General features: G+C 70.0%; 25 protein-coding genes and 1 pseudogene. 16 read left to right on the top strand and 10 right to left on the bottom strand.

From position 1 onward, the window contains the following. Positions 1–357: 357 nt before the first annotated feature. The 3 genes from TR46_RS34155 to TR46_RS38585 all read right to left on the bottom strand — a co-directional run bounded on the left by TR46_RS34155 (position 358) and on the right by TR46_RS38585 (position 1,774). Positions 358–1,041, bottom strand: a complete 684-nt coding sequence (locus TR46_RS34155) for a hypothetical protein (protein ID WP_152626846.1) — start codon at positions 1,039–1,041, stop codon at positions 358–360. Between the two features lie 40 nt (positions 1,042–1,081). Next, the gene (locus TR46_RS38590) at positions 1,082–1,363 is read right to left on the bottom strand and encodes a hypothetical protein (RefSeq protein ID WP_052433351.1); all 282 of its coding nucleotides are present in this window, start codon (positions 1,361–1,363) and stop codon (positions 1,082–1,084) included. A gap of 87 nt (positions 1,364–1,450) precedes the next feature. Further along, positions 1,451–1,774, bottom strand: coding sequence for an aminotransferase class I/II-fold pyridoxal phosphate-dependent enzyme (locus TR46_RS38585; protein WP_052433350.1), 324 nt, complete (start codon positions 1,772–1,774; stop codon positions 1,451–1,453). Between the two features lie 210 nt (positions 1,775–1,984). Here TR46_RS38585 and TR46_RS34145 point away from each other — a divergent pair, with 210 nt between their 5' ends. Beyond that, the gene (locus tag TR46_RS34145) at positions 1,985–3,418 is read left to right on the top strand and encodes a hypothetical protein (protein ID WP_152626845.1); all 1,434 of its coding nucleotides are present in this window, start codon (positions 1,985–1,987) and stop codon (positions 3,416–3,418) included. Between the two features lie 137 nt (positions 3,419–3,555). Further along, positions 3,556–3,843: a WD40 repeat domain-containing protein gene (locus tag TR46_RS40360; protein WP_236655647.1), complete on the top strand. Its 288-nt coding sequence runs from the start codon at positions 3,556–3,558 to the stop codon at positions 3,841–3,843. A gap of 123 nt (positions 3,844–3,966) precedes the next feature. Here TR46_RS40360 and TR46_RS34140 read toward each other — a convergent pair whose 3' ends face one another. Further along, entirely contained in the window at positions 3,967–4,986 is a 1,020-nt protein-coding gene (locus TR46_RS34140) for a sigma-70 family RNA polymerase sigma factor (protein ID WP_042410029.1), read from the bottom strand. Here TR46_RS34140 and TR46_RS45645 point away from each other — a divergent pair. Next, positions 4,943–5,725 (top strand): annotated as a pseudogene (locus TR46_RS45645) (MFS transporter); the annotation flags it as partial. The gene TR46_RS34140 and the pseudogene TR46_RS45645 sit on opposite strands and share 44 nt — an antisense overlap. 27 nt (positions 5,726–5,752) lie before the next feature. Continuing rightward, a complete protein-coding gene (locus TR46_RS45640; protein WP_439654414.1) occupies positions 5,753–7,189 on the top strand; it encodes a glycoside hydrolase family 76 protein in 1,437 nt (478 codons plus the stop codon). Between the two features lie 585 nt (positions 7,190–7,774). On the opposite strand, the gene TR46_RS34125 is transcribed toward TR46_RS45640, so the two are convergent. Together TR46_RS34125 and TR46_RS34120 are read right to left on the bottom strand one after the other, a co-directional pair. Next, positions 7,775–8,404, bottom strand: coding sequence for a class I SAM-dependent methyltransferase (locus TR46_RS34125; protein ID WP_042410004.1), 630 nt, complete (start codon positions 8,402–8,404; stop codon positions 7,775–7,777). Between the two features lie 1,080 nt (positions 8,405–9,484). Continuing rightward, complete coding sequence (locus TR46_RS34120; protein WP_052433349.1) at positions 9,485–11,335, bottom strand: PucR family transcriptional regulator; 1,851 nt, start codon at positions 11,333–11,335, stop codon at positions 9,485–9,487. A 242-nt stretch (positions 11,336–11,577) separates the two neighbouring features. Between TR46_RS34120 and dnaK the strand changes: the two genes are divergently transcribed. From dnaK to TR46_RS34075, 9 genes are all read left to right on the top strand, one after another. Continuing rightward, positions 11,578–13,488 carry a molecular chaperone DnaK gene (dnaK, locus tag TR46_RS34115; RefSeq protein WP_042410002.1) on the top strand — a complete coding sequence of 637 codons (1,911 nt, stop codon included), beginning with the start codon at positions 11,578–11,580 and terminating at the stop codon, positions 13,486–13,488. A gap of 10 nt (positions 13,489–13,498) precedes the next feature. Beyond that, positions 13,499–14,068 (top strand): nucleotide exchange factor GrpE, encoded by a 570-nt coding sequence (locus tag TR46_RS34110; RefSeq protein WP_084719180.1) that lies wholly within the window; start codon positions 13,499–13,501, stop codon positions 14,066–14,068. A 7-nt stretch (positions 14,069–14,075) separates the two neighbouring features. Further along, entirely contained in the window at positions 14,076–15,053 is a 978-nt protein-coding gene (locus TR46_RS34105; protein ID WP_042410000.1) for a DnaJ C-terminal domain-containing protein, read from the top strand. Continuing rightward, on the top strand, positions 15,050–15,439 hold the full coding sequence (locus TR46_RS34100; RefSeq protein ID WP_084719179.1) for a chaperone modulator CbpM: 390 nt from the start codon (positions 15,050–15,052) through the stop codon (positions 15,437–15,439). Before TR46_RS34105 ends, TR46_RS34100 begins: the two co-directional genes overlap by 4 nt. Then, a complete protein-coding gene (clpB, locus tag TR46_RS34095) occupies positions 15,430–18,057 on the top strand; it encodes an ATP-dependent chaperone ClpB (RefSeq protein ID WP_042409996.1) in 2,628 nt (875 codons plus the stop codon). The genes TR46_RS34100 and clpB overlap by 10 nt, the downstream gene beginning before the upstream one ends. Beyond that, entirely contained in the window at positions 18,054–18,587 is a 534-nt protein-coding gene (gene trxA, locus TR46_RS34090; RefSeq protein WP_084719178.1) for a thioredoxin, read from the top strand. The genes clpB and trxA overlap by 4 nt, the downstream gene beginning before the upstream one ends. Further along, positions 18,584–18,847 carry a UBP-type zinc finger domain-containing protein gene (locus tag TR46_RS34085; RefSeq protein ID WP_042409992.1) on the top strand — a complete coding sequence of 88 codons (264 nt, stop codon included), beginning with the start codon at positions 18,584–18,586 and terminating at the stop codon, positions 18,845–18,847. Before trxA ends, TR46_RS34085 begins: the two co-directional genes overlap by 4 nt. Positions 18,848–18,952: 105 nt before the next feature. After that, positions 18,953–20,623 (top strand): FAD-dependent oxidoreductase, encoded by a 1,671-nt coding sequence (locus TR46_RS34080; RefSeq protein ID WP_042409990.1) that lies wholly within the window; start codon positions 18,953–18,955, stop codon positions 20,621–20,623. Positions 20,624–20,660: 37 nt separating this feature from the next. Next, positions 20,661–21,110 carry a DUF1931 family protein gene (locus TR46_RS34075; protein WP_042409987.1) on the top strand — a complete coding sequence of 150 codons (450 nt, stop codon included), beginning with the start codon at positions 20,661–20,663 and terminating at the stop codon, positions 21,108–21,110. 525 nt (positions 21,111–21,635) lie between these two features. On the opposite strand, the gene TR46_RS34070 is transcribed toward TR46_RS34075, so the two are convergent. Next, positions 21,636–22,442, bottom strand: coding sequence for an SDR family NAD(P)-dependent oxidoreductase (locus tag TR46_RS34070; RefSeq protein WP_042409985.1), 807 nt, complete (start codon positions 22,440–22,442; stop codon positions 21,636–21,638). Between the two features lie 91 nt (positions 22,443–22,533). Between TR46_RS34070 and TR46_RS34065 the strand changes: the two genes are divergently transcribed. Further along, positions 22,534–23,028, top strand: coding sequence for a MarR family winged helix-turn-helix transcriptional regulator (locus tag TR46_RS34065; RefSeq protein ID WP_042409981.1), 495 nt, complete (start codon positions 22,534–22,536; stop codon positions 23,026–23,028). Between the two features lie 406 nt (positions 23,029–23,434). Here TR46_RS34065 and TR46_RS34060 read toward each other — a convergent pair whose 3' ends face one another. Both TR46_RS34060 and TR46_RS42840 read right to left on the bottom strand, forming a co-directional pair. Then, the gene (locus TR46_RS34060) at positions 23,435–23,905 is read right to left on the bottom strand and encodes a cysteine hydrolase family protein (protein ID WP_236655646.1); all 471 of its coding nucleotides are present in this window, start codon (positions 23,903–23,905) and stop codon (positions 23,435–23,437) included. 136 nt (positions 23,906–24,041) lie between these two features. Next, on the bottom strand, positions 24,042–24,188 hold the full coding sequence (locus TR46_RS42840) for a hypothetical protein (protein ID WP_161790254.1): 147 nt from the start codon (positions 24,186–24,188) through the stop codon (positions 24,042–24,044). A gap of 82 nt (positions 24,189–24,270) precedes the next feature. On the opposite strand from TR46_RS42840, the gene TR46_RS34055 reads away from it, so the two are divergent. Beyond that, the gene (locus tag TR46_RS34055) at positions 24,271–24,663 is read left to right on the top strand and encodes a tetratricopeptide repeat protein (RefSeq protein WP_042409980.1); all 393 of its coding nucleotides are present in this window, start codon (positions 24,271–24,273) and stop codon (positions 24,661–24,663) included. A gap of 92 nt (positions 24,664–24,755) precedes the next feature. After that, positions 24,756–24,896: a hypothetical protein gene (locus tag TR46_RS42835; RefSeq protein ID WP_161790253.1), complete on the top strand. Its 141-nt coding sequence runs from the start codon at positions 24,756–24,758 to the stop codon at positions 24,894–24,896. On the opposite strand, the gene TR46_RS43340 is transcribed toward TR46_RS42835, so the two are convergent. Next, the coding region (locus TR46_RS43340) for a LuxR C-terminal-related transcriptional regulator (protein ID WP_169790683.1) at positions 24,893–25,362 on the bottom strand (470 nt) is incomplete at its 5' end. The genes TR46_RS42835 and TR46_RS43340 overlap by 4 nt on opposite strands.

Below are 25,362 nucleotides of genomic sequence, written 5' to 3'. Positions count from 1 at the left end.
GCCGGAGCTTCGACGGATACTGCGCGCCCGGTTGTCAGGAAGGGGGTACGCACGTCTCCTTGCCCCAGTCTGCTTGGCGCCCGGCGCCACCCGGCCGGCCCCTGCAGCTTGGGGAGCCGCTGAATCCGCTGGGCTGTGCGGCGATGCTCCTCAGGACTGCCTCTGCTTCAAGCACTGTGCAATGGAGAAGTCGCCGAGGACAACCTGGGGTCGACTGGGAGGGAGTGCGGGTGGATTGCGGCCAGGATGCTCTGGTGGCTTATCCAGCCCAGCAGGTAGGCGTGGTGGTCGTCCAGCACGGGCAAGCTCTGGTTGCCGGCGGCGGACAGGGCGTCCAGGGCCTGGTCGAGGGGGGTGTCAGCGTCTCGGCGCCCGGAGCCATTCCTCGGCGACGAACAGGCCCTCGACCGCCAGCAGCAGTGCCTGCAGAACTGCCAGACCGGCGGCCACCTCCCAGAAGAACCCGGCACCCGTAGGGCGCCCGCCCCGGTACGGCGGTACCTGGCCCTTGGGGTCGACGGTCACCGTGAGATGGTCACCGACCGCCAGGCCGTCGTCGGCGGGTACCGTGCCGGGGATCGGCCGTCCGGACAGGTCCGCCAGCCGTGCGTAGAACCCGCTGGTGTTCTCGCCCTGGTCGGGTAGCACCGCGACCACGACCGCGTGCTCCACCCGTCCCCGGTCGTGCATCGTCTGTTGGCTCACCCCGGCCGCGAGGACCCCGGTGACGAGGGCCATGCACAACGCCACCACCCACTCGAACGGCGCGAAAGGCTCACGGTCGGCGAGCTCGGACATCGCCAGGAACAACAGGCTGACAAGAATGCCCACACCGGTGATGCCGACCAGCACACTGCCGAACTGCTCCGGTGTCAGGAAGGCGGCGTAGGCGATGCCGTACTCGGCAGCGGTCACCAGCGCCGCCGTCGGCAGCGCCAGCAGGGCCCAGCCCGCCCTGGCCGCCCAGCGCAAGAGCCTGACCCGCTGTTCCGGCTTGGTCCCTTTCCCCGTCCTTGTCCCCGCCTCCGCGTCAGCACTCATGAGCCCACCCCCGTTGACGTGCTTCCAGCATAAAGCGCTGTCACCGCCGGGCGGCCGGCCTCGCCGCCGCCCAGTCAGCGGCCAGGGCAAGAAAGTGGGAAGTTCTCGGCGGCCAGGCCGACGCCGACCCGCTCGCCCTCCCCGGGAGGACGCGGACGGCGACGCCACAGCCCAGACAGAACTCGGCGAAGTCGCAGCTCGCCTCCCGCAGCGGCAGCCACGGGAAGTTGGTGTGCGAGGAGGGGACGTCGTAGCCGAGCTCGTGCAGGCCCGACATCACCCGCTCGCGCTCCAGCAGGGTGAGCACGACGCGGCGGGTCACCTCCGACCCCCCCGAGCGCCGCCACAGCGGCCTGCTGGGCCAGCGCGCCCACGCTGAAGGGTAGTTGCGTCTTGCGGACCTCGGCGATCAGCTCCGCCCGGCCCACGCCGTAGCCGCCCCGCAGGCCCGCGAGCGCATAGGGCTTGGGAGGGTTCGGAGCACCACGACAATGGGTCGGTCGCCCAGCAGGGGCAGCGCGTCGGGAACCGCGGTCGCGGCGGCGTACTCGCGGTACGCCTCGTCGATGACGATCAGCACATCGGTCGGTACCCGGTCGGTACCCGGTCGGTACCCGGTCGGTACCCGGTCGGCGAAGGAGTGCAGCCCGGACGCGTCCAGGGCGGTGGCAGTCGGGTTGTTGGGGTTGCAGAAGACGACCAGGCGGGTGCGGTGGTTGACCGCGCGGGCCATCGCGTCGGGTGATCGGGTGTCAGCACTGAGCCGTATCGTCGGTGGTACAGCATTGGTCGGCACCGAGGGAGCGCTGCAGGCATGCCGCACGGGTTGCTTCAGTGGGGGGAAGAGTTCTTCTGGAGACGGAGCTTGGAGCTGAGTTCCGATCCGACGCCGGCGCGCGGGCCGGGACCGTCCATCGTTCAAGGGGGTTTTGAGCCTTGCCTGTTGACGGTTCTCCGACTGTCGACGGGGGCTGTGGTCGGTAGCGTCGACTCCACGAAGCGGTGGCGCAAGGCACTGGCCCGGACCGGCTGTCTTCCCCGCGCGGTGGAACTGGCCTGTGCGACCAGCGATGGACTCAAGCAGGGCGACGAACTCATTGCGCTGGTGAACGCCGCAGCCGACGCCGGCGACCTGCACAGCGCCCAGGCGCTGGCCGATTCGATTCCGCTGCGGGGACCGCAGGACCGGGCCATGGTCGACCTCGTAGCGGCATGGGCGCGCGCCGGTGAACGCGACAGAGCGGTCGCGCTGGCGGAGCGGATCCGCTATCCGCACCACTGGGGGACGGCCTGGGCCGGGTTGGCGAAGGCGCTGGTGGACCGTGGCGACGTCGAGGACGCACTGAGGTTCGCCGCACGCGCCGACGACGAGGTCCGTTCCTACGTCTTCGACGGGACGGGAGAAGTGCTCGCAGTCCTGGTGGAGGTGACCGCAGCCGCCGGTGACCAGGTCCGTGCCGCAGCGCTCGCCGACCGGGTGGAGGACTTCGCGCGATCCCGGAACCGGAAGCCCGGTTCCCGGCGCCCGTCGTTGGCGGCGGTACTGGCCTGGGAGGCCCTGGACGGAGACCTGGACCGGATCGACACCCTGCTGCGCCCAGCGCCGGACCGCGGAGGCCGCCACGAGGCGGGCGAGGCGGGTGTGGTGGAGGCGGTGCTGGCTTGGATACCCCCATCGGGATGCTTCCTCAAGGCACAGGACCTGGCCCGAGTGCTGGACGCGGTCGCTGAGGCGGACGACCCCGACGTGGCCCTCGCCCTGGCCGACCGCGCGGAGCGACTGCTGGACACCAACCTCGGCTCCGACATCGGCCCCGACCTCAACCTTCTGAGGATGTCCGTGACCCGGCTGCTGGCCCGGTTCGGTGAGGTCGAGCGGGCCATGGCTGTCCTCGAAGTCAGCGGCCCCGATGAATGTGCAGCCCGGCAGGCGCTGATCGTCGAGGAACTGGCCCACTCCGGCCGCACGGACCGGGCCGAGGCGATCGCCCGCGCGATCGCCGACGACGAGACCCGATCGAGGGCACTGATCGCCGTGGTCCGGGCGCTGGCGGGGCGCGGTGATCCGGACCGGGCCGAGGCTGTCGTCCACCTGATCACCGACGAGTGGGCCCGGGGCGAGGCGCTGGTCGCGGTCGTCCGGGCATTGGCCGGGCGCGGCGAGACGGTCCGGGCCGAGGCGCTCACCCACTCGATCACCCACCGTGCCACCCGGGCCCGCGCACTTGTCGCGCTCGCGGAGCTCTCGGAGCCGGCCCGGGCCCGCAGGCTTGCCGCGCAGGTCGTGCTCGTCGACGGCTGGGGCGCGGCCATGCCCGTCCTGGAACGGATCGCGCCGCGTGCGGTCGCCGTCATCGTCGACCAGCTGATGGCCTGATCCGATGCGGCACTTGGCCGTTCGTACTCCCTTGTGGGTGTGACGGCCGAGGAGGTGAGGGCGGCCGCCGGGGCAGATGGCATCGGCGGACGAGCTCCGCCGCGATCTCGCCGTTGGACAGCCCAGGCCCGACCACGATGAGCACCTCCTGCTCGCGTTCGGTGACACTGTCCGACGTGAGCGCGGTCTGCCGCGTACGGTCCCCCTCGCCGGCCACCGCCTCCCGTCCGGCGCCGGAGAGCGGCCGAGAGTTTATCGTCGTGGGGGTCCATGACAACCAGGTCAGTGGTCTGGCATGGCATCCGCATGGCTCATGTCTGGCCACCGCCTCCCGAGACCGGAGCGTGAGAATCTGGGAATCCACCACGGATATGGAGCCCCTTGCTCAGGCGCGCTCGGTCCTTCCGGCAACTCACCGACAGTGAACGCCGCAGCTTCCTCCTGCCGACAACTCAATCGGGAGCCTGAAGGCCTCGGGTCCTTCCGACAGGAGTGTTGCTGAGGTCCGCTGCTGGGCGGGGTGGATCCTGCCGACACGCCGGTCCCTGCTATCGCGCTGTCGTGCTGGTCTGCAGTCCGAACACCGGGAACAGTGACAGGTCCTGGAAGGCGTTTATCCGGATGATGGCGCCGCCGTCCTGATCCAGTGTCAGCACTTGGATCGAGTGCGCGTGCAGCACGCCGTCGGCGTCGATGCGGTAGGTCGCCAGCGCCGGCTGCCCGTTTGCGGCGGTCTCCACGGCGCGGATCCGCCCGGAGGTGACCAGGGTCCGGGTGGCCAGGAACCCCACGGCCGCGTCCCTTCCGCTGAACCAGTCCGGGTGCGGCGGCATCTCCAGCACGACGTCCTGCGCCAGCAGCCGGCTGATCGCGCCCATGTCCCCGGCCTGGAACGCGGCGGCGTAGCTGTCCAGCAGCGCCCTGCGGCGCGGGTCGCTCGGCTCCCGCACCTTGTCCTCGGCGAGGGCGGCCTGGTCGATCTGGGTCCGGGCCCGCTGCAGCAGGCTGTTCACCGCGAAGACGGAGATCCCGAGCAGGTCGGCCACCTCGGCCGCCCGCCAGGCCAGCACCTCCCGCAGGATCAGCACCGCCCGCTGCCGCGGTGGCAGGTACTGCAGCGCCGCGATCAGTGCCAACCGCACCCCGGCACGTGCGGCAACCACGGCGGCGGGGTCGGGTCCGTTGCCGACCCCGGCGCCGACTCCGGTGCTGAACCCGAGCAGCGCGTCCGGTATCGGCTGCAGCCAGGGCACCTCGGGCTGCGGCCGCCGCAGTTGGCCCTCCAGCGCGCCGTTGGCCGTGCCCAGGCCCGACGGCAGCGGACGGCGGCTGCGGCCCTCCAGCGCTCGGAAGCAGGCGTTGGTCGCGATCCGGTACAGCCAGGTCCGCAGCGAGGACCGCCCCTCGAACCGGTCGAAGGAGTTCCAGGCCCGCAGCATGGTCTCCTGCAGCAGGTCCTCGGCGTCGTGCACCGAGCCCAGCATCCGGTAGCAGTGGGCCAGCAGCTCCCGCCGGAACGGATCGGTGAGCCGGACGAAGTCGTCGCCGCGCTCCACGGTGTCCGCCATCGCCATCGCCGTCCCTACTTGCCCGCATCAGTGTGTCCAGTGTCGTTCGAGGAGTACTGATCCCGGTGGTGAGGAGAACTCATCGGTGAATCGCGGCGGCGGCCCGGATCGGCAGGAGGTGATTCCTCACCCGTCCCCAGTTCTCCGAGGAACAGCCAGTCATGTCCTCCGTCGCCAGCACGCCGGAACAGCGCTGGGTCCTGGCCCTCGCCTCCACCGCCTCGTTCATGATCGCCCTGCCGCATACTCGTCCTGGGTCTGCGCCTGCATCGGAGCGCTCATTGCCGCCCGCGCGGTCCAGGGCGCGGGGGCGGCACTGGTACTGCCGCTGGCCATGACGCACCTCGGTGCCGGCTTCCCACCCCGGCAGCGGGGGCGTGCGCTCGGCTTCTTCAGCGGGTTGACCGGGCTGGCCACCTTCAGCGGCCCCTTCGTCGGCGGAGCGGTCGCGCAGGGACTGGCCTGGCAGTGGATCTTCTGGATCGACCTCGCGATCGGCCTGCTCGCCATGGCGCTGGTCCGGCTGCGCCTGGACGAGCACGGGCCCGGCCAGCCGCTTCGACACCGGTGGCGTCATCCTGGCTACGGGCGGCGCACTGGGCCTGGCGTCCATTCTGTTGACCCGTGTACATCATTATGGTGGAGTGTGTTCCCGGAGAACACCCGAAGCCCCAGAACCGCGCACGCGGGCACCGGTCAGGGCGCGTGTCCGGGCCCGCCCCACCTCCGCGGAGCTGACATGCTGTCAACGGTATGCAGAACAGCCATGATCTGGGCCTGCGTGATGGCGGCCGTCATCCTGCCGATCTGCGCCGGTGGCGGTGCGGCCGTGGCGGCCGTGGCCCGGACGTCGATCTGCAACAAGTACTGCGACGCCAGGGACCCCGCCCTGTCCCCGCAGGACCGGCAGCCGGTGTCCGCCACGATCTACAGCAGGAACATCGTGCTGCACTTCGACGACACCGACGCGATGGGGTGGGCCTCCATCGACACCGCCGGCCCCGGGGACGAGGTATGGCTGGACCGGTCCTTCGACGGCGGCCGGACCTGGAGCTCGGGCAGCAAGCTGGGAGACACCACCGTCCCCTCGGCGGACGCGGGTTGGCGCACCCTGATGTACAACGTCGACGACTGGAACAACCTCGGCGTCGGCGCGCTGCGCGCCTGCGGAAAAGCGGGTGACCGCAGCGAGATCGCCTGTACGCCGTGGGCCCGCACGACCTGGAACGCCTACAGCCGCCCAACCGCGGCGGTGACCGCGCTGATGCAGTCGTACAACCTGGGCACCGGCCTGTTCGACACCACGGGCTGGTGGAACTCGGCCAACGCGCTGACCGCCGTCATCGACAACATCCGCGTCACCGGTATGGCCAGCTACGAGTACGCGGTCGCCGACACCTACAACCTGAACCTGTCGGCCCAAGGCGGAAACTTCACCGACGGGTACATCGACGACACCGGCTGGTGGGGGCTGGCCTGGGTCGACGCGTACGACCTGACCGGCGACGGCAGATATCTGGCCACCGCCCGCGCCGACGCCGACTACATGGCCCGGTACTGGGACTCGGTGTGCGGCGGCGGGGTGTGGTGGAGCACTGCCAAGACGTACAAGAACGCCATCGCCAACTCCCTCTACCTGGAGCTGAACGCAGCGCTGCACAACCGCATCGCGGGTGACGCGACCTACCTGGGCCGGGCGAACGCGGAGTGGTCCTGGTTCGCCGGCAGCGGACTGATCAACAGCTCTGCCCTGGTGAACGACGGGCTGACCACCTCGACGTGTGCCAACAACGGCCAGGCCGTCTGGTCCTACAACCAGGGCGTGTTGCTCGGCGGGATGGCCGAGCTCTATCGGGCCACCGGGGACTCGACGCTGGTCACCCGCGGCCGACAGCTCGCGAACTCCATGACCACGACCGCCTCGCTGAACGCCGACGGGATCCTGCGCGACCCGTGCGAGACGGGCGACTGCGGCGCGGACGGCCCCTCCTTCAAGGGCGCCGCCGTCCGCGGGCTCAGCGTCTTCAACGCCCAGTTGTCCGACCACCCCTACACCGCCTACCTCCAGCGGCAGGCCGCCACTGCCTACGCCGACGACCGCAATGCGCTCGATGCCTACGGATTGCACTGGGCGGGACCGCTCGACAGCGCGGACGCCGCCCGGCAGCAGAGCGCCGTCGATCTGATGAACGCGGCGCCCTGACGGACCGGGCAACCGTAGCGTCTGCACCGCGCCGCTGTGCCCGGGCCGCCGCCACCACCTCGAGCACGGCTTCAGCCCTCCAGCCGATCGTAATCTTTGCGGCTCCTGCGAAGTGTCCGAGTGGAGAATCATTCTCGGCAGAGCGCACCGCGTGCTGCGGCGCACCTGTCCACGGGCCCGCCGCCATCGCCCCAGCCGGTCGAGAGCTGCACTGGATGCGATCGGCACCAGAGGGTCATCGAGGACGTCCGGGATCGGACCGCGCTCGCCGACGCTCGGGTACTCCTGGCCCGGCACCTCACTGAGGAACACCTGCCGGGCGTGGCCCTCCAACAGGCCGGCGTTCACCCGCAGCCGGGACGACGACCACACCCAGGACGAGAAGATCCTGCTTCTTCCGCGATCAGTGGACATGTCGCCCGACACGGGGCCTGCAGCGCGGGCTGATCAGGCGGGAGTCGCAGCCGTCGCCCGATCCGGCAACGGCCCGCTGAGACCTGGCTTCCCCGGCCCACCCGGGCGCAGGACCGTAGGGCCGGGCGTGCAACTACGTTGCCGTTGGTGAACCGGGTGCGGGGATTCGCCTCAACTTCGAGTGTCGGGGCTTGACGCGCAGACCAGGACCACACGACGCGTGCCGAAGGCGTGGACGCGTGATGCGACGTTCGTCCATCCGTATGAGGCCGCCCAGATGCGGGCTTCCTCGGCCGACTCCGGCAGTGGAACGTCGTGAGCGAGATGCTGTGCGAAGTCCTTCGATGCACGGAAGTGCGTGGCCAGGGGGAGCGTGAAGCCCACGCGGCCCCCGGGCCGTAGGGCGCGGTGCCAGTCGGCCAGCGCCGGACGCCCGAGGAAGTGCAGCGATGACGCACAGAACACCACATCGACGCAGTGGTCGCCGACCGGTAGCGGCACGGCGTCAGTGACGCGCCAGTCGACTGCTCCCTCGACGCCCAGGCTTGCTGCCCGAATCTTGCCCGCGGCGACCATCCCGGGGGACAGGTCGACGGCCAGGACGGGCCGAGCGGCGGCTTGGCGGTGCTGCGCGAGCTGCAGTGCAACGGCTCCGGCCCCGCACGCCACATCGGCGACCACGTCGTCAGCACCGGGCTCCACCAGCGCGATCAGCGCCCGCGCGACCGCCTCGTGGTGGCCGTGATCGTAACTGTCGGCCAGATCGTCGAAGGCCCTCGCCAACCCCGAGTTCTGCGTCATCGTCCGAGGCTACTTGTCGAACGGTCGCCGCGCGGCGAGATGAGTCGGTCACCAAGGACATCGGCCTGACTGGGCAAGTTCACCCGTGGAGCTCCAGCTGGTTGGAAGATCGCTCAGTTCAGCGTGCGGTCCGCTCGCGGGGAAGTTGCGGGAGCTTCACCAGCTGGTGTCCGCCCCCCGGGGCCGATTGCGGCAGCTCGGGATCGGGGCTCGAAGCAACACTGAGGATCCGAACCGTCCTCCACAACATAGTGGGGGTGTCCTGCGGCGCGTCGGAAAAACCGCCAGTCCTCCGACCCCTCGCGACGGGCCGGGAAGACTTCCGAGTGCCTGCCTGACGACAACGTTGTCATGGCCTTGAAGTTCTGCCCATAGTGTGAGGTCTCGCGAGATCCTGGACACTCCACTTCCAGGACATGCTTGATTTCACCGGGACATGTTGGACAGGCCGGCTGATCAGTCCGTCGGGCGGGCATGGGCTTTGAAGCGGATGACGGGCTTGTCGCTGGTGCGTGGGTGGAGAGCTCGGTATCGCCGTCGAGGACCTGAAGCACCGCCCGGTACCGGTGCTCGGCCATCCAGCGCCGATCATCCACCGGTCGGTCATCTTGTATGCCATCCACGCCCAGTACAACGACCCGAGACCGTCCAGGATGTGGTGCCACCGTCAAGGATCACCTGGAACTCAACTGCCCAATATGTCGTGGGACTTCACACCGTCACCCTCGGTTGGCCTCGCGCTGCTGGGCTGCGCCCGGCAGGTGGACAGCCGCCGATGCCGCTTGGGTCGGCAGCGTGTCCGCCGAGCCGCCCAGGCCCCTGGCCGGATCGCCCCTCAGTGAAAATGGCTATGCCCGCGATTACGTCGGGCCTGAGGACGTGTCGCGGATGACGGTCGAGAATCGGCTGAGGACTACCTCGTCAACGTTCGCTTGCGGGCTCGCGGGGGAGTTCGCGTGGCAGCCGCGTCCACGGCGCGAGGCCGGCAGCCGCGTCAGTTATTGTGCGGTGCTGCCTGGGGGCGGTTTGACGGTGACGGTGCGGCTGCTCGCAGGATCTCTGACCATTAGGGTCCGTGACTCAACGTGGTGGGTCGAGCACGTTGCGGATGTGGGTGGCGATGTGCAGATTGAGGCGCGTTTCGACGACGCCGAGGTCGTGGCCGGTGATCTCGCCGATTCGCTGGAGGCGGTAGCGGACCGTGCTGCGGTGGATGAGGAGCATCTCGGCGGTCGCGTCGTAGCTGCAGCCGCTCTCCAGGTAGCGCGAGAGTGTCATCACCAGTTCGGTGTGGTGGTGAGTGTCGTAGTCCAGCAGCTGTCCCAGCCATAGGCGGACGAAGCGGTCGGCTTCCCGCTCGCCTTCGCCGGTGCCCATCATGCGGCATAGGCCCAGCTCGTCGAAGCCGGTGCTGCCATAGGGGTCCTGGGAACGGCGGCGGACGGCGAGGGCACGCATGGCCTCGTCGTAGGAGTGCGGCAGATCGGTGAGGACCTCGCACTGGCCGCCGACCCCGATCGCGCCGGCGCCGGTGCCGAGTTCGTCCGAGATGGCCCTGTACAGCTCGTCTCCCGGATCAGGCCGGTCCTCACCGGCCACCAGGACGACCGTGGTCGCGCCATGGGAGCCGACGAGCACGTCCCGACGCAACCGCTCGGCTGCCCGTGTCACGGCGTGGCCTAGCGCGACCCTCTCGGGCGCCCCTGGCCACTCCAGTACGGCGACTTTGTGCTGCCGGTGCAGGTCGTGGCCCAGGGCTGCTGCCTGGGTGAAGACGTCATCGGTGCCCTCACCTGAGACCAGCCGGTCGACCAGGTCGCGGCGCAGCTGGGGCTCCAGCTCTGCCAGTGTGCGCTCGTGGAAGAGCAGGGGAGCCAGCACCAGGGCGGCCTGTTCGAGTGCCGAGGTGTCCGCTTCCGCTGCCCGCTGGTCCGGATCAACCAGCGCGACAACACCGAGCAGGTCTCCCGCCATCTCTATGGGCATGACCAGCCGGTCCCGGTCCCGGACGGATCCGGGCCGGCGCCGCGCACGGTGCAGCAGGGCGTCCCGGCGTCGGTTCTTCGGGCTGGGGGGCGTTGCTGCGCTGCCGTCTCCGCTGTGGGGGTTGCCCCGGCGGGGCCCCGCCCAGGCCCGCGGGTTGCCGAAGGCGTCCTCGGTGAGGGCCGCGAATCCTGTGCGCTTGTGCAGGGTCTGCAGGATTCCCGCCTCGCCTCTGCCGGAGACGGCCGCGCGGGATAGCGCGTCGTGGGTGGCGAGCTGCGAGGCCAGGGTGGAGGCGGTTGTGTCGCCGAGGGCGGCGGTGGGTGAGCCGTCCTCGGGTTCCGGCAGGTTCCCGGTCCCTGGGATGTCCTGCGACCCGGCGGCCGGCTCGCCCCGGCGCCCGGTGAGACGCGCCAGGACTATCCCGGTCTGTTGCGCGATCAGATCGGCCAGGGCGGTCTCGTCAGCCGAGGGCGTGGTCAGGGACCGGACGACGAGATAGCCGAGGCAGATTTCCCGGTACCGCAGCGCAATGGCCCGTGCCCACGGCCCGCCCGGCCCGTGAAGGTTCTGGCTGTGGCCGTCCAGAGCGCCGATCCGCTGGTCGAGCCGCTCGGCGTCCGCAGCTTGGGTCGCTGCCGCGGCGGGGGCTTCGCCCGTGGGAATCACCGTCGGCTCCCGCGCCGCCGGGGTCCCCGGCCGGCCGCCGGCGGAGGCCGCCACCGGGCCTGGTGGGCAGCGCCGCGCCCGACCGTGATGCACGGCGTACGCCGCCGCGGCGGTGAACGGGCCCATGGCGGCGATCGCCGCCATGGCCCCCCACAGCACCTCGCGCTCGTCGTTGCCGTCGAGCATGACCGTCACCAGCCGCAGCAGTGCGTGCCGCGCGGCCCCCAGGTGCTGATCGGCGTGGAGGGGCCCGGCGGTCGGAAACGGAACAGCGTCCATCGCGAGTCCATTCGCGGCTCGACAGCGACTTCTGTCGACGGTACGCCGCTCGGCACGGAGTCTCACCTGCGAAGCGTGCCGCATCCCCGTCCTCGGGGACGGAAAGAGCGGCGCGGTTTGGTCACGCCGGAGCAAGGAAGCGCGCCGCGTACCGCGCGAACCTGCAAAAGGGTGAGGTGGGCGCGGCATCGTATGCCCGGCAGCCCGCCGATCGTTCCCGTATCGCGACGGAGGAGATTCCCATGGCGAAGGCAGTAGGCATCGATCTCGGTACCACCAACTCGGTCATCGCGGTCTGGGAGGGCGGGGAGCCCTCTGTTGTCCCGAATGCCGAGGGGGCCAGGACGACCCCGTCGGTGGTCGGCTTCTCCGATGACGGCGAGCGGCTGGTGGGACAGCTCGCGCGGCGACAGTCGATCCTCAACCCCAAAGGCACCATCACCTCCGCGAAGCGGTTCATCGGTCGCCGCTACGACGAAATTTCCGATGAGGCCAAGGCAGTCTCCTTCGACGTGGTCGAGGGGCCCGGAGGGGTGGCCCGCTTCGAGGTGGGCGGCAAGCAGTACGCGCCGGAGGAGATCAGTGCGCAGGTGCTGCGGAAGCTTGCCGACGACGCCGGTAAGTCCCTGGGGGAGAAGGTGACCGAGGCGGTCATCACCGTTCCGGCGTACTTCAACGACGCCCAGCGCCAGGCCACCAAGGACGCCGGGAGAATAGCCGGTCTCGAAGTCCTGCGGATCATCAACGAGCCGACCGCGGCGGCGCTGGCCTACGGTCTGGACAAGAAGGGCCACGAGACGGTCATGGTCTTCGACCTCGGCGGCGGCACGTTCGACGTCAGCCTGCTGGACGTCGGTGACGGGGTGGTGGAGGTCCGCGCCACTGCAGGCGACTCCCACCTGGGCGGCGACGACTTCGACCGCCGCCTGGTGGACCACCTGGCGGACGGCTTCCAGCAGAGCGAGGGAATCGACCTGCGCAAGGACCCGCAGGCGCTCCAGCGCCTGTTTGAGGGGGCGGAGAAGGCCAAGACCGAGCTGAGTTCGGTCAGCCAGACGCAGGTGAGCCTGCCGTTCATCACGGCTGACGCTTCCGGGCCGAAGCACCTGACCGAGACGGTCCGCCGCTCCACCTTCGAGCAGATCACCTCGGACCTGGTGGAGCGCTGCCTGGAACCGGTCAGGACGGCGATGAGCGACGCCAAGGTCACCGACGACGACATCGACGAGGTCATCCTCGTCGGTGGCTCGACCCGTATGCCGGCTGTGCAGAACCTGGTCCGCAGGCTGACCGGCGGCAAGGACCCGAATATGAGCGTGAACCCCGACGAGGTCGTGGCGCTGGGCGCCGCTGTCCAGGCCGGGGTGCTCAAGGGCGAGGTCAAGGATGTCCTGCTGCTGGACGTCACCCCGCTGTCGCTGGGAGTGGAGACGGCCGGCGGCGTGATGACCAAGATCATCGAACGGAACACCACCATCCCCGCCCGCCGCTCCGAGACCTTCTCCACCGCCGAGGACAACCAGTCGGCGGTGGACATCGTGGTGCTCCAGGGGGAACGCGAACTGGCCGCCGACAACCGGGTGCTGGGCCGATTCCGGTTGGAGAACCTGCGGCCGGCCCGGCGTGGGGAGACCCAGATCGAGGTCACCTTCGACATCGACGCCAACGGCATTCTCAAGGTCAGCGCCAAGGACCGGGACACCGGCGCCGAGCAATCGATCACCATCAGCGAAGGCTCCAACCTCGACCCGTCCGAGGTCGAGCGGATGATCAGCGAGGCCGAGAGTCACCGCACCAGCGACTTGGCCCTGCGCGAGGCCATCGATGCCCGCAACGAGCTCGACGCCTCCGCGTACCAGGTGGAGCGCCGGTTGGATGACCTCGGCGATGCCGCACCGGAGCACGAACGGGCGCGCGCCCGACTGCTCATCGACGAGGCGCGTACCGCCGTCAAGGAGGAAGCGCCTGCGGACCGGGCCCGGAGCCTGACCTCCGAACTCCAGCAGATCCACGCGGCGCTGGCCGCCCACCCCACCGGACCGGGCGGAGCCGAGGGCGGCGCCCAGCCCGGTGCGGCGCCCGGCCAGGACCCCCAGAGCCAATCCCCGAGGGGCGACGACGACGTCATTGACGCCGATTTCGACAAGAGCTGAAGGCGGCGACATGTCGGATCAGGAACAGACGTCTCCCACCGAGGACCGCCGCTCCCCGCCCGAGCAGACGTCGCCCGAGCGGACACCCCAACCGCAGACGCCCCCGCCTGCCCCCGAAGCCGGGGAAAAGGCGCCAGCACCCCGCAGCCCGGAGGCAGCGGAGCTGGAGGACCGGTGGCGGCGAGCCCTCGCCGACCTCGACAACCTCCGCAAGCGGTACGCCCGTGAGCTTCCCCGGGAACGGGAAGCCGAGCGGGCCAAGGTGGCCGCGGCGTTCCTTCCGGTCATCGACAACTTCGAACTGGCCCTGGCCCACGCGGGCGCCGACGACCAGGGCGCGATCGTCAGGGGAGTGCGGGCGGTCCGCGACCAGGCCGTCGAGGTGCTGCGTAGCCTGGGCTACCCCCGCTACGAGGAGACCGGCGTCCCCTTCGACCCCGAGCAGCACGAGGTGGTCTCCGTGGTGGATGAACCGGACTCCGCTCCCGGCACCGTCGTACAGGTGCTGCGTCCCGGCTACGGGGAACCCGGGCGCCAGCTGCGGCCGGCCGCGGTAGCGGTCACTCGCAAGAGGGAGTGAGGTCGCCATGGCTCGCGACTACTACGAGGTGCTGGGCGTGCCGCGTACCGCCGACGCGGCCGAGATCCAGCAGGCCTTCCGCACCCTGGCCCGCCGCAACCACCCGGACGTCAACAAGGACCCTGCCGCCGAGGAGAGGTTCAAGGAGATCAACGAGGCGTACGGCGTGCTCTCCGACCCCGACACCCGGGCCCGCTACGACCGCTTCGGCCCGGACTTCCGGCAGATTCCGGAGGACTACGACGAGCGTGTCGCGGCCAGCCAGGGCTTCGGCGGCGGAGCCGGCCCGTACCAAGGCAGTCCCTTCGGAGGCAGGCGGGGCGCCGACCGGGCGCGAGCACGGACCTGGACGGAGAACGACTTCGACACCTCCGGCGTGGACTTCGAGGACCTCTTCGGAGGCGTGTTCGGCGGCCGGGCCGGCCGCGCCGGGCGGGGCAGCCCGATCCCCGGCGCGGACCAAGAGGCCGAACTGGCCCTCAGCGTCGAGGAGGCATACCGCGGCGGCCGGCGGAAGATCACCCTCGGCGGGCCCGGCGGGGAGCGGACCTACGACGTCACCATCCCGGCCGGAGTCGTCGACGGGCAGCGCATCAGGCTCGCGGGCGAGGGCGGCCGGGGACGCGGTCCGGGCACGGCCGGGGACCTTTACCTGGTGGTCCGGATCGCCCCGCACCCCCGCTACCGGCTCGTCGGGCGCGACATCCACGTCGATCTCCCCGTCACCGCCTGGGAGGCTGCACTGGGTGCGACGGTGCCGGTCTCCGGTCCGGGCGGGACAGCCAAGGTTCATGTGCCCCCCGGGACCTCCACCGGTCGCCGGCTGCGGCTGCGCGGGGAGGGGATGCCGCATCCCAGGGGTTCCCCCGGTGACCTCTTCGCCGAGATCAAGGTCATGGTGCCGCCCTCGCCCAGCCCACGTGAACGCGAGCTGTTCGAGGAACTGGCCGCAGTCTCCTCCTTCGACCCGAGGAAGCAGACATGAGAGCCGAACGTCGTTCTCCCGCCGAAGGCGCCGGACAGGCCGGCGCCAGGGCTGCCTATCCCCTGGTGCGGGTCTACCCGGCCAGCCCCAGCCGCTATCGGCTTCCCATGGCCGCCGTGACCTCCCGCAGCGGACTGCCGCCCGAACTCGTCAGCCGCTTCGTCGCCCTCGGGCTGGTGGACGCCGAGCGTGACGCCCGGGGCCGGCTGTGGTTCCGGGACGGCGCGCCATCAGCTATCGCCCGGGTGCAGCGGCTGCGGGCCGGACTGAACCTCAACTACGCGGCCATCGGCGTCGTCCTGGACCTGCTCGACCGCATCGAACGACTGGAGACCGCACTGCGGCGCAGCGAACGAACCGCCAAGGAGCCGACGAGATGGACATGAACCGCCTCACCCAGAAATCCCAGGAAGCGCTCCAGGAAGCACAGAACATCGCGGTGCGACTGGGCCAGAACGAGGTCGACGGCGAACACCTGCTGCTGGCCCTGCTCGACCAGCAGGACGGCCTGACGACCCGGCTGCTGGCCGAGGCCGGCGCCGACCCGGCCGCCCTGGCCGCCGCCGTGAAGGCCGATCTCGGCAAGCGCCCGCGCACGACCGGTCCGGGCGCCGCCCCGGGCCAGGTGATGGTGACCCAGCGGCTGGCCCGGCTGCTGGACAGCGCGGAACAGGAGGCCAAGCGACTCAAGGACGAGTACGTCTCGACCGAGCACCTGGTGCTGGCCCTGGTGGACGAGGGTTCGGCAAGCGCCGCCGGTCGCCGACTGGCCGAGCAGGGCGTCAGCAAGGACTCCTTCCTGACCGCCCTGACCGCGGTGCGCGGCAACCAGCGGGTCACCTCCGCCAACCCGGAGGAAGCGTACGAGGCCCTGGAGAAGTACGGCCGCGACCTGGTCGTCGAGGCCCGCACCGGCCGGCTGGACCCGGTGATCGGGAGGGACGCTGAGATCCGGCGGGTGATCCAGATCCTCAGCCGCAAAACCAAGAACAATCCGGTCCTGATCGGGGAGCCCGGCGTCGGCAAGACCGCCATCGTCGAGGGCCTGGCCCAGCGGATCGTGCGCGGCGACGTCCCCGAGGGACTGCGCGACAAGACGGTCTTCTCCCTGGACATGGGCTCGCTGGTGGCCGGAGCCAAGTACCGCGGCGAGTTCGAAGAACGGCTCAAGGCCGTGCTGGCGGAGGTCAAGGGAGCCGAGGGCCGGATCCTGCTGTTCGTCGACGAGTTGCACACCGTCGTCGGCGCCGGGGCCGCCGAGGGCGCCATGGACGCGGGCAACATGCTCAAACCGATGCTGGCCCGCGGCGAACTGCACATGATCGGCGCCACCACCCTGGACGAGTACCGCAAGCACATCGAGTCCGACGCCGCCCTGGAACGACGCTTCCAGACCGTCCTGGTGGACGAGCCGAGCGTCCAGGATGCGATCTCCATCCTGCGCGGCATCCGCGAGCGCCTGGAGATCTTCCACGGCGTCAAGATCCAGGACGGGGCGCTGGTGGCCGCCGCCACCCTCAGCCACCGCTACATCACCGACCGGTTCCTCCCGGACAAGGCCATCGACCTGGTCGACGAGGCCTGCGCCCGACTGCGCACCGAGATCGACTCCATGCCTGTCGAGCTCGACGAACTCAGCCGCCGAGCCACCCGGCTGGAGATCGAGGAAGCCGCGCTGGCCCAGGAGAGCGACCCGGCCAGCCGCACCCGACTGGAGGACCTGCGCCGCGAACTGGCCGACCTGCGCGGCGAGGTGGACGCCAAACACGCCCAGTGGGAAGCCGAACGCCAGGCCATCCGCAAGGTACAGGAACTACGCAAGGAACTGGAAGGCGCCCGGCATGAGGCCGAGGAGGCCGAACGCGCCTACGACCTCAACCGGGCCGCCCAACTGCGCTACGGCACCATCAGCGAACTGGAGCGCCGCCTGGCCGCCGAGGAGGAACAACTCGCCGTCAAACAGGGCGAAACCCGACTGCTGCGCGAGGTCGTCACCGCAGAGGAGATCGCCGAGATCGTCTCCGCCTGGACCGGCATCCCCGTCACCCGACTCCAGGAGGGCGAACGGCAGAAACTGCTGCGCCTGGACGAGATCCTGCGCGAGCGGGTGGTCGGACAGGACGAAGCGGTCCAGCTCGTCGCCGACGCGGTGATCCGCGCCCGCTCCGGCGTACGCGACCCACGCCGGCCGATCGGCTCGTTCATCTTCCTGGGCCCCACCGGCGTCGGGAAGACCGAGCTGGCCAAGACCCTGGCCGCGGCCCTGTTCGACAGCGAGAGCAGCATGATCCGGCTGGACATGAGCGAGTACCAGGAGAAGCACACCGTCAGCCGCCTGGTCGGCGCGCCCCCCGGATACGTCGGCTACGAAGAGGGCGGCCAGCTCACCGAGGCGGTGCGCCGCAAGCCGTACTCCGTCGTCCTGTTCGACGAGATCGAAAAGGCCCACGCCGACGTCTTCAACACCCTGCTCCAGGTACTCGACGACGGCCGGATCACCGACGCCCAGGGACGCACCGTCGACTTCCGCAACACCGTGGTCATCATGACCTCCAACCTCGGATCCCAGTACCTCCTCCAGGACGCCACCCAGGCCGGCGAGATCAAACCCGAGGCGCGGGCACTGGTGATGACCGAGCTCAACAGCCATTTCCGCCCCGAATTCCTCAACCGCGTGGACGACATCGTGCTGTTCCACCCGCTCGGCATCGCCCAGATCGAACGCATCGTCGACCTGCTCCTCGACGAGCTGCGCGACCGCCTCGCCGAGCAGCGCATCACGCTCGTCCTCACCGAGCCGGGCCGCCGGCTGATCGCCAGCGAGGGCTACGACCCGATCTACGGGGCCCGGCCGCTACGCCGCTTCATCTCACACGAGGTCGAGACCAGGATCGGCCGCGCACTGCTCAGCGGCGACGTCCACGACGGCGTGACCATCCTGGTCGATGCCAGGGACGACGAACTGACCATCACCCTCCAGGACGAGCCGCGGGAGCCGGGATGAGTACTTCTCCAGAAGGCCGCACTGACCGCGGCGGTCGCGGCGACACCGCCGACGGCGCCGAGACTTCGGTGCGGACGGTCGCCTGCGCCAGCTGCGGCCGGACCAATCGCGTACCCGCCGCGGCGCAGGGCAGCCCGCGCTGCGGGATCTGCCGGGCTCCGCTGCCGTGGATCGCCGAAGCGGGAGACGCCGACTTCGGGGAGGTCGCCGAGCAGGCGAGCCTGCCGGTGCTCGTCGACCTCTGGGCCACCTGGTGCGGTCCCTGCCGGATGGTGAGCCCCGCCCTCGAACGGGTTGCCACGGACCTGGCCGGCCGGATCAAGCTCGTGAAGGTCGATGTCGACAAGTCGCCTGCCCTGGCCCGGCGGTTCCAGGTCCAAGCCGTGCCCACCCTGCTGATCCTCGACCACGGCAGGCCCATCGCCCGCCAGAGCGGCGCGGCGCCCGCGAACGCGCTGCGCCAGTGGGTGGACGAGTCACTTTCGGCATCCCAGGGACCAGCCGACCCCGCCACCAGGAGGCCGCGATGACCGACCCTCCCGACCCGCACCTGTCCATGGTCCGGCCCGTGACGCCCAGGACACCCCAGGGCTGCGAGGACTGTCTGCGCATGGGGGCTCCGTGGGTGCACCTGCGCCTGTGCCTGACCTGCGGCCACGTCGGCTGCTGCGACTCCTCGCCGATGCGGCACGCCCGTGCCCACGCCACAGCCGACGGGCACCCGATCGTGCGGTCATTCGAGCCCGGCGAGACCTGGCGGTGGTGTTTCGTGCACCAGGTGATGGTCTGATCCCGACCAACTCGCCGGCGTCTTCCAGCCTGCTGCCTCTGTATGCCCTTCTACCACTCCTTTCCACCTCGGCCCTTGTTTACGACGAAGGGAGCGACCGTGTCGATGCCGAGCGCGACAGCCGACGTCCACGGCGCCTACCCGCGGCTGACGAACGACCAGATCGCTGTCCTGAGACCGTGCGGAAAGGTACGGCAAGTCTGCGAGGGGGAATACCTCTTCCGTGCGGGTGAACCCAGCACGGAGTTCTTCGTCGTCCTCAGCGGCACGGTGGCCGTGGTCGAAGGCCACGACGACAAAGACCACGTCATTCGGCTGCATGGTCCGCACAGCTTCCTCGGCGAACTCGGCGTGCTGGAGGGCCAGACCGCCTTCCTCAGCGCAGTGGTGAAGACAGCCGGCGAAGTGCTGACGGTGGGTTCGGCGGCTCTGCGCGACCTGCTCAGCCACGAACCCGCGCTTGGCGACGTGATCCTGCGGGCGTACCTGCTGCGCCGTACGATGCTGGCCGGCACGGGAACGGGCTTCCGTATTATCGGCTCCGCCTTCTCTCCCGACACCCGGCGGCTGCTGGAGTTCGCCGCTCGCAACCGCCTGCCTCACCGCTGGGTCGATCTGGAGAAGGACTCCGAGGCTGAGGCGGTGCTGATGCGTCTCGGTATCGCTCCGCAGGAGACCCCGATCGTCTTCTGGCACGACCGCCGGGTACTGCGCAATCCCTCGAATGTCGAACTCGCGCAGGTGATCGGGCTGCGTGCAGAGACCCCTGCCAGGGCTGTCTGCGACCTGATCGTGGTCGGCGCGGGGCCCGGTGGCCTGGCGGCCGCGGTGTACGGCGCCTCCGAGGGGCTCTCCACCGTCGTCTTGGAAGCGGTTGCGACCGGCGGCCAGGCCGGTACGTCCCCGCGGATCGAGAACTACCTCGGTTTCCCCGCCGGGATCTCCGGCATGGAGCTCGCCGAACGCGCCGTCGTGCAGGCCAACCGGTTCGGCGCCCGGATCGCCGTCCCCGCCGAGGCAGCCGGACTCGAACAGCGTGACGGGGCCAACGTGGTGCGGCTCACCGAGGGCGGCGCGGTCGCCGCCAGCAGCGTTGTCGTGGCCACCGGTGCTCGCTACCGGCGACTGACCGCCCTCGGCATCGAGCGGTTCGAGGGACTTGGAGTCCACTACGCCGCCACCCTCTGGGAGGCACGGACCTGTCGCCTTGACACGGTGGCCGTCGTCGGCGGCGGCAACTCCGCCGGCCAGGCGGCGCTGTTCATGGCGCGCGAGTCGCCCGCCGTACACCTGCTGGTTCGCGGCGAAGACTTGAGCCACAGCATGTCCCGCTATCTGATCGACCGGATCGAGCGGCACCCCCGAATCCATGTCCGACTGCATACCGAGGTCCAGGAGGTCACCGGCGAGGACCGGGTCGAAGCCCTCGTCGTCCAGGACAACCGCACCCGCCAGCAGCAGGTGCTGCAGGCCGGCGCCCTGTTCGTCTTCATCGGCGCGCGCCCTACCACCTCCTGGCTCGCCGCCGCCCTCACCCTGGACAGACGCGGCTTCATTCCGACCGGGCAGGACGTGGACCATCTGGCAGCGGACCTCTGGAAGCCCCTGGGCCGCGCCCCACTCGCCCTGGAGACCGGTCTGCCGGGGGTCTTCGCCGTCGGCGACGTCCGCAGCGGCTCGGTCAAGCGGGTGGCCTCCGCAGTAGGCGAGGGCGCCATGGCCGTCCGCCTGGCGCACGAGCACCTCAAGGAGGTGAGACCACCCGTCATCCGATGACCCCAGCCCATCCATCGACGCGAGAAGGAAAAATGCCATGTCCGTCATGGGCATTCCCAAGTTCGAGCGCTTCTTCCGTGCAGCCGGCGGCCTCGATGTCAACAAGAACGACCTCAAGCGCTACAACGACTTCGTTGACGCCAAGCTCTACGACCTCTTTCTCATCGGCATGGCCAACGCCAAGGCCAACGACCGCGACATCATCGAGCCGCAGGACCTCCCCGTCACCAAAGGCCTGCAGGAGAGTATCCACGCCTTCAAGAAGCTGGAGGAGGGCATCGAACTACGCCCGCTGCTCGACCAGCTCGCAGCCCGCCCCGCCCTCGGCATGGAGGCCGCCGAGGACACCCAGCAGCGGCTGCCCGTCCTGGCCGGCGGCCTCAGCGTCGCCCTCGCCCGCGCCCTCAAAACCATCGCCCGCGATACCCGCCGCCCCTCCACGGACCAGTGGGATGAGGCCTTCGAACTCTTCGACTTGCTGATCTGAGTGGGGGCATCCACCAGGCCGGCGGTTCCGCCGGCCCTGCCGGGCCCTCGCGGGTACCGGAGACGATCGGTCCCCATTCCGCAAGTGCCAGTAGCCTGGCTGACCGATATCGGCTCTCCCGGACCGGGGGAGAGCGGACGGCGCGACGGGTAGGTCAGCGTAGGCAGCAATGGATCGCTGGTCGGCCCAGTCCGGCGTCCAGACTCCGGGTCGAGGGGGTGTTCGGTGGCGTCGCATCTCGGCAAGCCAGTGTGCGGTGTCCGGGGTGTGGTCGTAGGAACAGAGGTAGAGAGCTCGCCTTCGAAGGAGGGCGCCTGCGTCGCCGACTCGATCGGCGATGTCTGCGGCGTTCCGCAGATGGGTGAAGACGCGCTGCTTCTTCTCTGCACTGAGCAGGGGCCGCTGCCGATCCGCGGCAAGCGCGGACGACCCCGCCGACGCGAGTGCCAGGGTCCGGCCGCGCGGTGATCATCGCTTCGGTGGCCGGTGCGGCGGCCGGGCTGCACGAGGCGAGGTCGGTGGGGGTCAGATCATGATCTTCCCGCCGGCTATGTCCAGGGTCGTGCCGGTGATCCAGGATGAGGCGTCGGAGGCGAGGAACAGGGCGGCGGCGGCGATGTCGTCGGGCTGGCCGATGCGGCGCAGCGGGAAGCTGGCGGCGAGGGCCTTGAGCTGCTCCTTGGGCACCCAGGTGCGGATCCGGTCGTTCTCGACGGTGGACGGGGCGAGGCAGTTGACCCGGATCCGGTGTGGTGCCATCTCGTCGGCGAGGTGCCGGGTGAAGGCGATCACACCGGCCTTTGCGGCGGCGTAAGCGGCGGCGGAGCGGGCGGCTTGGCGCGCTGCTGCCGAGGACATGGTGATGATGGTGCCGTGATGGCGTTCGATCATGCCGGGCAGCACCGCGTGCGCGGTGTAGAACGTGGAGTTCAGGTCGGATTCGATGACCTGGCGCCAGTGGTCGGGGGTCTCCTGGTCCGTGGGGACGGGCATGCCGTTGCCGCCGGCGAACGCGGCCAGGATGTCGATCGGTCCGAGTTGTCCGGTGACCGACGCGGCCATGTCCTGCAGTTCGTCGGGCTTGGTGCAGTCGGCTGCGGTCCAGATGGCGCGTCCGCCGGCGCGGGTGATGTCCGCGGTGACGGCGGCCAGGGCGTTCTTGTCGCGTCCAACGACGGCCACAGCGGCGCCGTTTGCGGCCAGGGCGGCGGCGGTGGCCGCGCCGATCCCGCGGGATCCGCCGGTGATCACCGCGGTCCTGCCGGCCAGGTCGGGGTAGTGCGCGTGCCGGTGGGCGACCTCCTGGGTGGAGGGGTCGGCGGCGTGGGTCATTGCTGCTCCTTTCGATCCGGGTCAGTGGCGTCGGCACCAACCCTTAGAGATCTAACCATTAGACTTCTATTGAACATGTTAGGGTGTCCGCATGCAACCGTTCCGCCCGCCGATCGGCCTCCAACTGGCCCAGACCGCCCGGACCGTGAGCCGTGCCTTCGACGAAGCCCTCGAACGGGCCGGCGGCACATTGCCGGTGTGGCTGATCCTGCTCAACCTCAAGATCCACCGCCCGGGCAACCAGCGCGTCCTGGCCGACGCGGTCGGGATCAGGGGAGCCACGCTGACCCATCACCTCAACGCCATGGAGACCCGCGGCCTCATCACCCGCCGCCGGGACCCGGACAACCGTCGGATCCACATCGTCGAACTGACCGCGGCAGGCGAGGAGGCATTCCTACGGTTGCGCCAGGTCGCAGCGGCGTTCGACGCAGGCCTGAACGCCGGCCTGAACGAGACCGAGGTGAGCGCGCTGTCCGAGCTGCTCGGCCGCCTGGCCGCCAACGTCGGCGGGCCCCAGGACGAGGCCCCGCCCTGGGCCGGGCTGGTCGACGGCCCGACCGCACTCGGGCCCGGGGGACCTTGACCGGCTGTGCTGCCTGCGGCGCTGGGGCTGGCAACGGCGGGGCGGGGCGGCGTACACGGCTTGCCGTGACGCCCCCGACAGGGCAGGCCACCGACACGGAGGGCCACGACGACCTGCGCCCTGGCCCCCGACTGCTGCTGGCGCTGCACCTCTCGTCCAGGCCGGGTACGCCGGTGGCGTCCGAGCCGGCGACAGGTACTCCTCCAGGTCCCGCCCCCGGCACGCCTTCGCCTCCGCCGAGTCGCGCTCGCGTCTGGTGCCGAGGAGGTCCCGTGCCAGATCGCCGTGGTCGGACGGGTCCTGGTGCCGATCAGCCAGGCCGTCCATCTCCCGCCGGTGCCGGTGACGGCCAGCAGCCCGTTCGCGACCGGGGTGAAGTGAACCTGGGCGATCTGAGTCAGGGGCATCAGGCCGGCTTGAGCGGCTCCGGCAGTTGGGTGGTGTCGATGAGGTGGGCTCGGGAGGGGAACACCTCGTCGATCAGGATGCGGTGGACGTCGGGGTTGGGGTCGGCGACGGCGTCGGTCAGGACGAAGACGCGGTAGTCGCGATCGGCGGTGTCGATGAGGGTGGACAGGACCCCGCCGCTGGTGCTGACGCCGGACAGGATCAGGGTGTCGATGCCGCGATTGCGCAGCTGTTCGTGCAGGGCAGTGGTGGAGACCGCGCCGAAGCGGACCTTGCGGACGACGATGTCGCCGTCCTGGGGTGCGATGCGGCTGTCGATCTGAGTGGCGTTCTCCTCGTGGTGCATCATCTTCGCCGCGGCGACGCCGCTGAACGTCTTGTTGGTGTGCGGGATCGCGCTCCAGTCGTTCTCGGTAAAGGCGACGCGCACGTAGCCGATGGTGCCGCCGGCGGCGCGGACCTCGGCCATCGCAACCTTGACCCGTTGGACGAGAGCGTCGGAGTCGGGTCGATGGGCACGATCCCGTTCTGGAAGTCCATCGCCAGTAGGGCGGTGCGCTCGGGGTCGACGGCGGGGAGGGAGAGCGTGGTCGTGCGTGGTTCTCCTAGCGGGTTGGTGCGGTGGTCGCTGTGCCGGTGGGGGAGTGGGTGGGGTCCGGGGTGGCGACCGGAGGTTCTGTGAAGGCGAGACCGGGATGGAAGCCGGTGGTGGTGGAGGCGGCCAGGGCGGCGGTGAGTGGCTGCTGAGACATCTGCTGGTCCTTGGGTGTTGAAGGCGGCTGGGGTCAGATGGCGCGGAGGTCGCGGCCGTGCTGGGCGCTGTGGGGCGGTGCCGTGCATCAGGGCGATCGATGTAGCGACCTGGCCCTGGCCAGCTACCTGCACGCCCTGGACATCCTCAACTCCCCGGAAACCGACAGCTACGCCCTCGCCCTGCTGCTCGGAAACATCGCCGAGGTCTTGCTCCTCACCGGCGAATACGACGAGGCCTTCAGCTACGAGACCCGCCGCCTCGCACTGGCGCGTCAGTACGGACACGCCCTACAGGAGGCTCAGAGCCTGGTCGCCACCGGGGACGTACAGTCAGCGCGCGGACGGACCGCTGAGGCACGGGCGGCCTGGACCGAAGCCATCACCCTGTACGAGGAACTGGACATCCCCGGGGCCGCCGTGGCACGACAACGTCTTGACGCTGTGTCCGACGACAATGCAGCAGCAACCCGCTGAACGTTGTCAACGCTTCGCGAATTCTGGTTGTGGATCACTTTCCGTGCCAGAGCCACGGAGTGTGAGCGAAGAAGCCGCGATCATGGGTGGTCGTGACTGACCCGCTCCTCCAAGACCTCTGGTTCCATCGCGCTGGCACCGTGGTGCTCGACGCCGTCGCCATCAGCGACCACCACGTGACCGTCCAGGCCACCGACCGCCGACGACCAGCTATCCAGTCACGGCGGCGCTAGCCCTGGTAGGGGCGTTGCCTGCCTCGGTCGATCGGCGCAGCGAGGCCGTACTCGTACGCGAACAGCACCGCGTGCACGCGGTCGCGCAGGCCGAGTTTGGCCAGTGCGTGGCTGACGTGGGTCTTCACGGTGGTCTCGGCGACGGACAGGGTGCGGGCGATCTGGGTGTTGGTGCGGCCGCGCACGAGCAGGTCGAAGACCTCGCGTTCGCGTGCGGTGAGCTCGCCCAGAGCGGTCGGGGGCGGGCTGGGCCGGGGCGGCGGCTGGGTGAAGGCGCTCAGCAGGCGTTTGGTGACGGTGGGGGAGATCAGCGCGCCGCCGTCGGCTGCCGCGCGGACCCCGAGCAGGAGTTCCTCCGGCAGGGCGTGCTTGAGCAGGAATCCGCTGGCTCCGGCGCGGAGCGCGTCGTAGACGTATTCGTCCAGGTCGTACGTGGTGAGCACGACCACTCGGGGCGGGTTCGGGT

Origin of the sequence: Streptacidiphilus carbonis, assembly GCF_000787775.1 — a bacterium.
GTDB lineage: Bacteria > Actinomycetota > Actinomycetes > Streptomycetales > Streptomycetaceae > Streptacidiphilus > Streptacidiphilus carbonis.
Note: the sequence above shows the minus strand (reverse complement) of the source record. Positions and strands in the feature narration are given on the sequence as shown.

Excerpts from the sequence above, each read along its gene's own strand:
- TR46_RS34155 (WP_152626846.1), bottom strand. The coding sequence starts at position 1,041 with ATGAGTGCTGACGCGGAGGCGGGGACAAGGACGGGGAAAGGGACCAAG.
- TR46_RS38585 (WP_052433350.1), bottom strand. The coding sequence starts at position 1,774 with ATGGCCCGCGCGGTCAACCACCGCACCCGCCTGGTCGTCTTCTGCAAC.
- TR46_RS40360 (WP_236655647.1), top strand. The coding sequence starts at position 3,556 with ATGAGCACCTCCTGCTCGCGTTCGGTGACACTGTCCGACGTGAGCGCG.
- TR46_RS34140 (WP_042410029.1), bottom strand. The coding sequence starts at position 4,986 with ATGGCGGACACCGTGGAGCGCGGCGACGACTTCGTCCGGCTCACCGAT.
- TR46_RS45640 (WP_439654414.1), top strand. The coding sequence starts at position 5,753 with ATGATCTGGGCCTGCGTGATGGCGGCCGTCATCCTGCCGATCTGCGCC.
- TR46_RS34125 (WP_042410004.1), bottom strand. The coding sequence starts at position 8,404 with ATGACGCAGAACTCGGGGTTGGCGAGGGCCTTCGACGATCTGGCCGAC.
- TR46_RS34120 (WP_052433349.1), bottom strand. The coding sequence starts at position 11,335 with ATGGACGCTGTTCCGTTTCCGACCGCCGGGCCCCTCCACGCCGATCAG.
- dnaK (WP_042410002.1), top strand. The coding sequence starts at position 11,578 with ATGGCGAAGGCAGTAGGCATCGATCTCGGTACCACCAACTCGGTCATC.
- TR46_RS34110 (WP_084719180.1), top strand. The coding sequence starts at position 13,499 with ATGTCGGATCAGGAACAGACGTCTCCCACCGAGGACCGCCGCTCCCCG.
- TR46_RS34105 (WP_042410000.1), top strand. The coding sequence starts at position 14,076 with ATGGCTCGCGACTACTACGAGGTGCTGGGCGTGCCGCGTACCGCCGAC.
- TR46_RS34100 (WP_084719179.1), top strand. The coding sequence starts at position 15,050 with ATGAGAGCCGAACGTCGTTCTCCCGCCGAAGGCGCCGGACAGGCCGGC.
- clpB (WP_042409996.1), top strand. The coding sequence starts at position 15,430 with ATGGACATGAACCGCCTCACCCAGAAATCCCAGGAAGCGCTCCAGGAA.
- trxA (WP_084719178.1), top strand. The coding sequence starts at position 18,054 with ATGAGTACTTCTCCAGAAGGCCGCACTGACCGCGGCGGTCGCGGCGAC.
- TR46_RS34085 (WP_042409992.1), top strand. The coding sequence starts at position 18,584 with ATGACCGACCCTCCCGACCCGCACCTGTCCATGGTCCGGCCCGTGACG.
- TR46_RS34080 (WP_042409990.1), top strand. The coding sequence starts at position 18,953 with ATGCCGAGCGCGACAGCCGACGTCCACGGCGCCTACCCGCGGCTGACG.
- TR46_RS34075 (WP_042409987.1), top strand. The coding sequence starts at position 20,661 with ATGTCCGTCATGGGCATTCCCAAGTTCGAGCGCTTCTTCCGTGCAGCC.
- TR46_RS34070 (WP_042409985.1), bottom strand. The coding sequence starts at position 22,442 with ATGACCCACGCCGCCGACCCCTCCACCCAGGAGGTCGCCCACCGGCAC.
- TR46_RS34065 (WP_042409981.1), top strand. The coding sequence starts at position 22,534 with ATGCAACCGTTCCGCCCGCCGATCGGCCTCCAACTGGCCCAGACCGCC.
- TR46_RS34060 (WP_236655646.1), bottom strand. The coding sequence starts at position 23,905 with ATGGCCGAGGTCCGCGCCGCCGGCGGCACCATCGGCTACGTGCGCGTC.
- TR46_RS42840 (WP_161790254.1), bottom strand. The coding sequence starts at position 24,188 with ATGTCTCAGCAGCCACTCACCGCCGCCCTGGCCGCCTCCACCACCACC.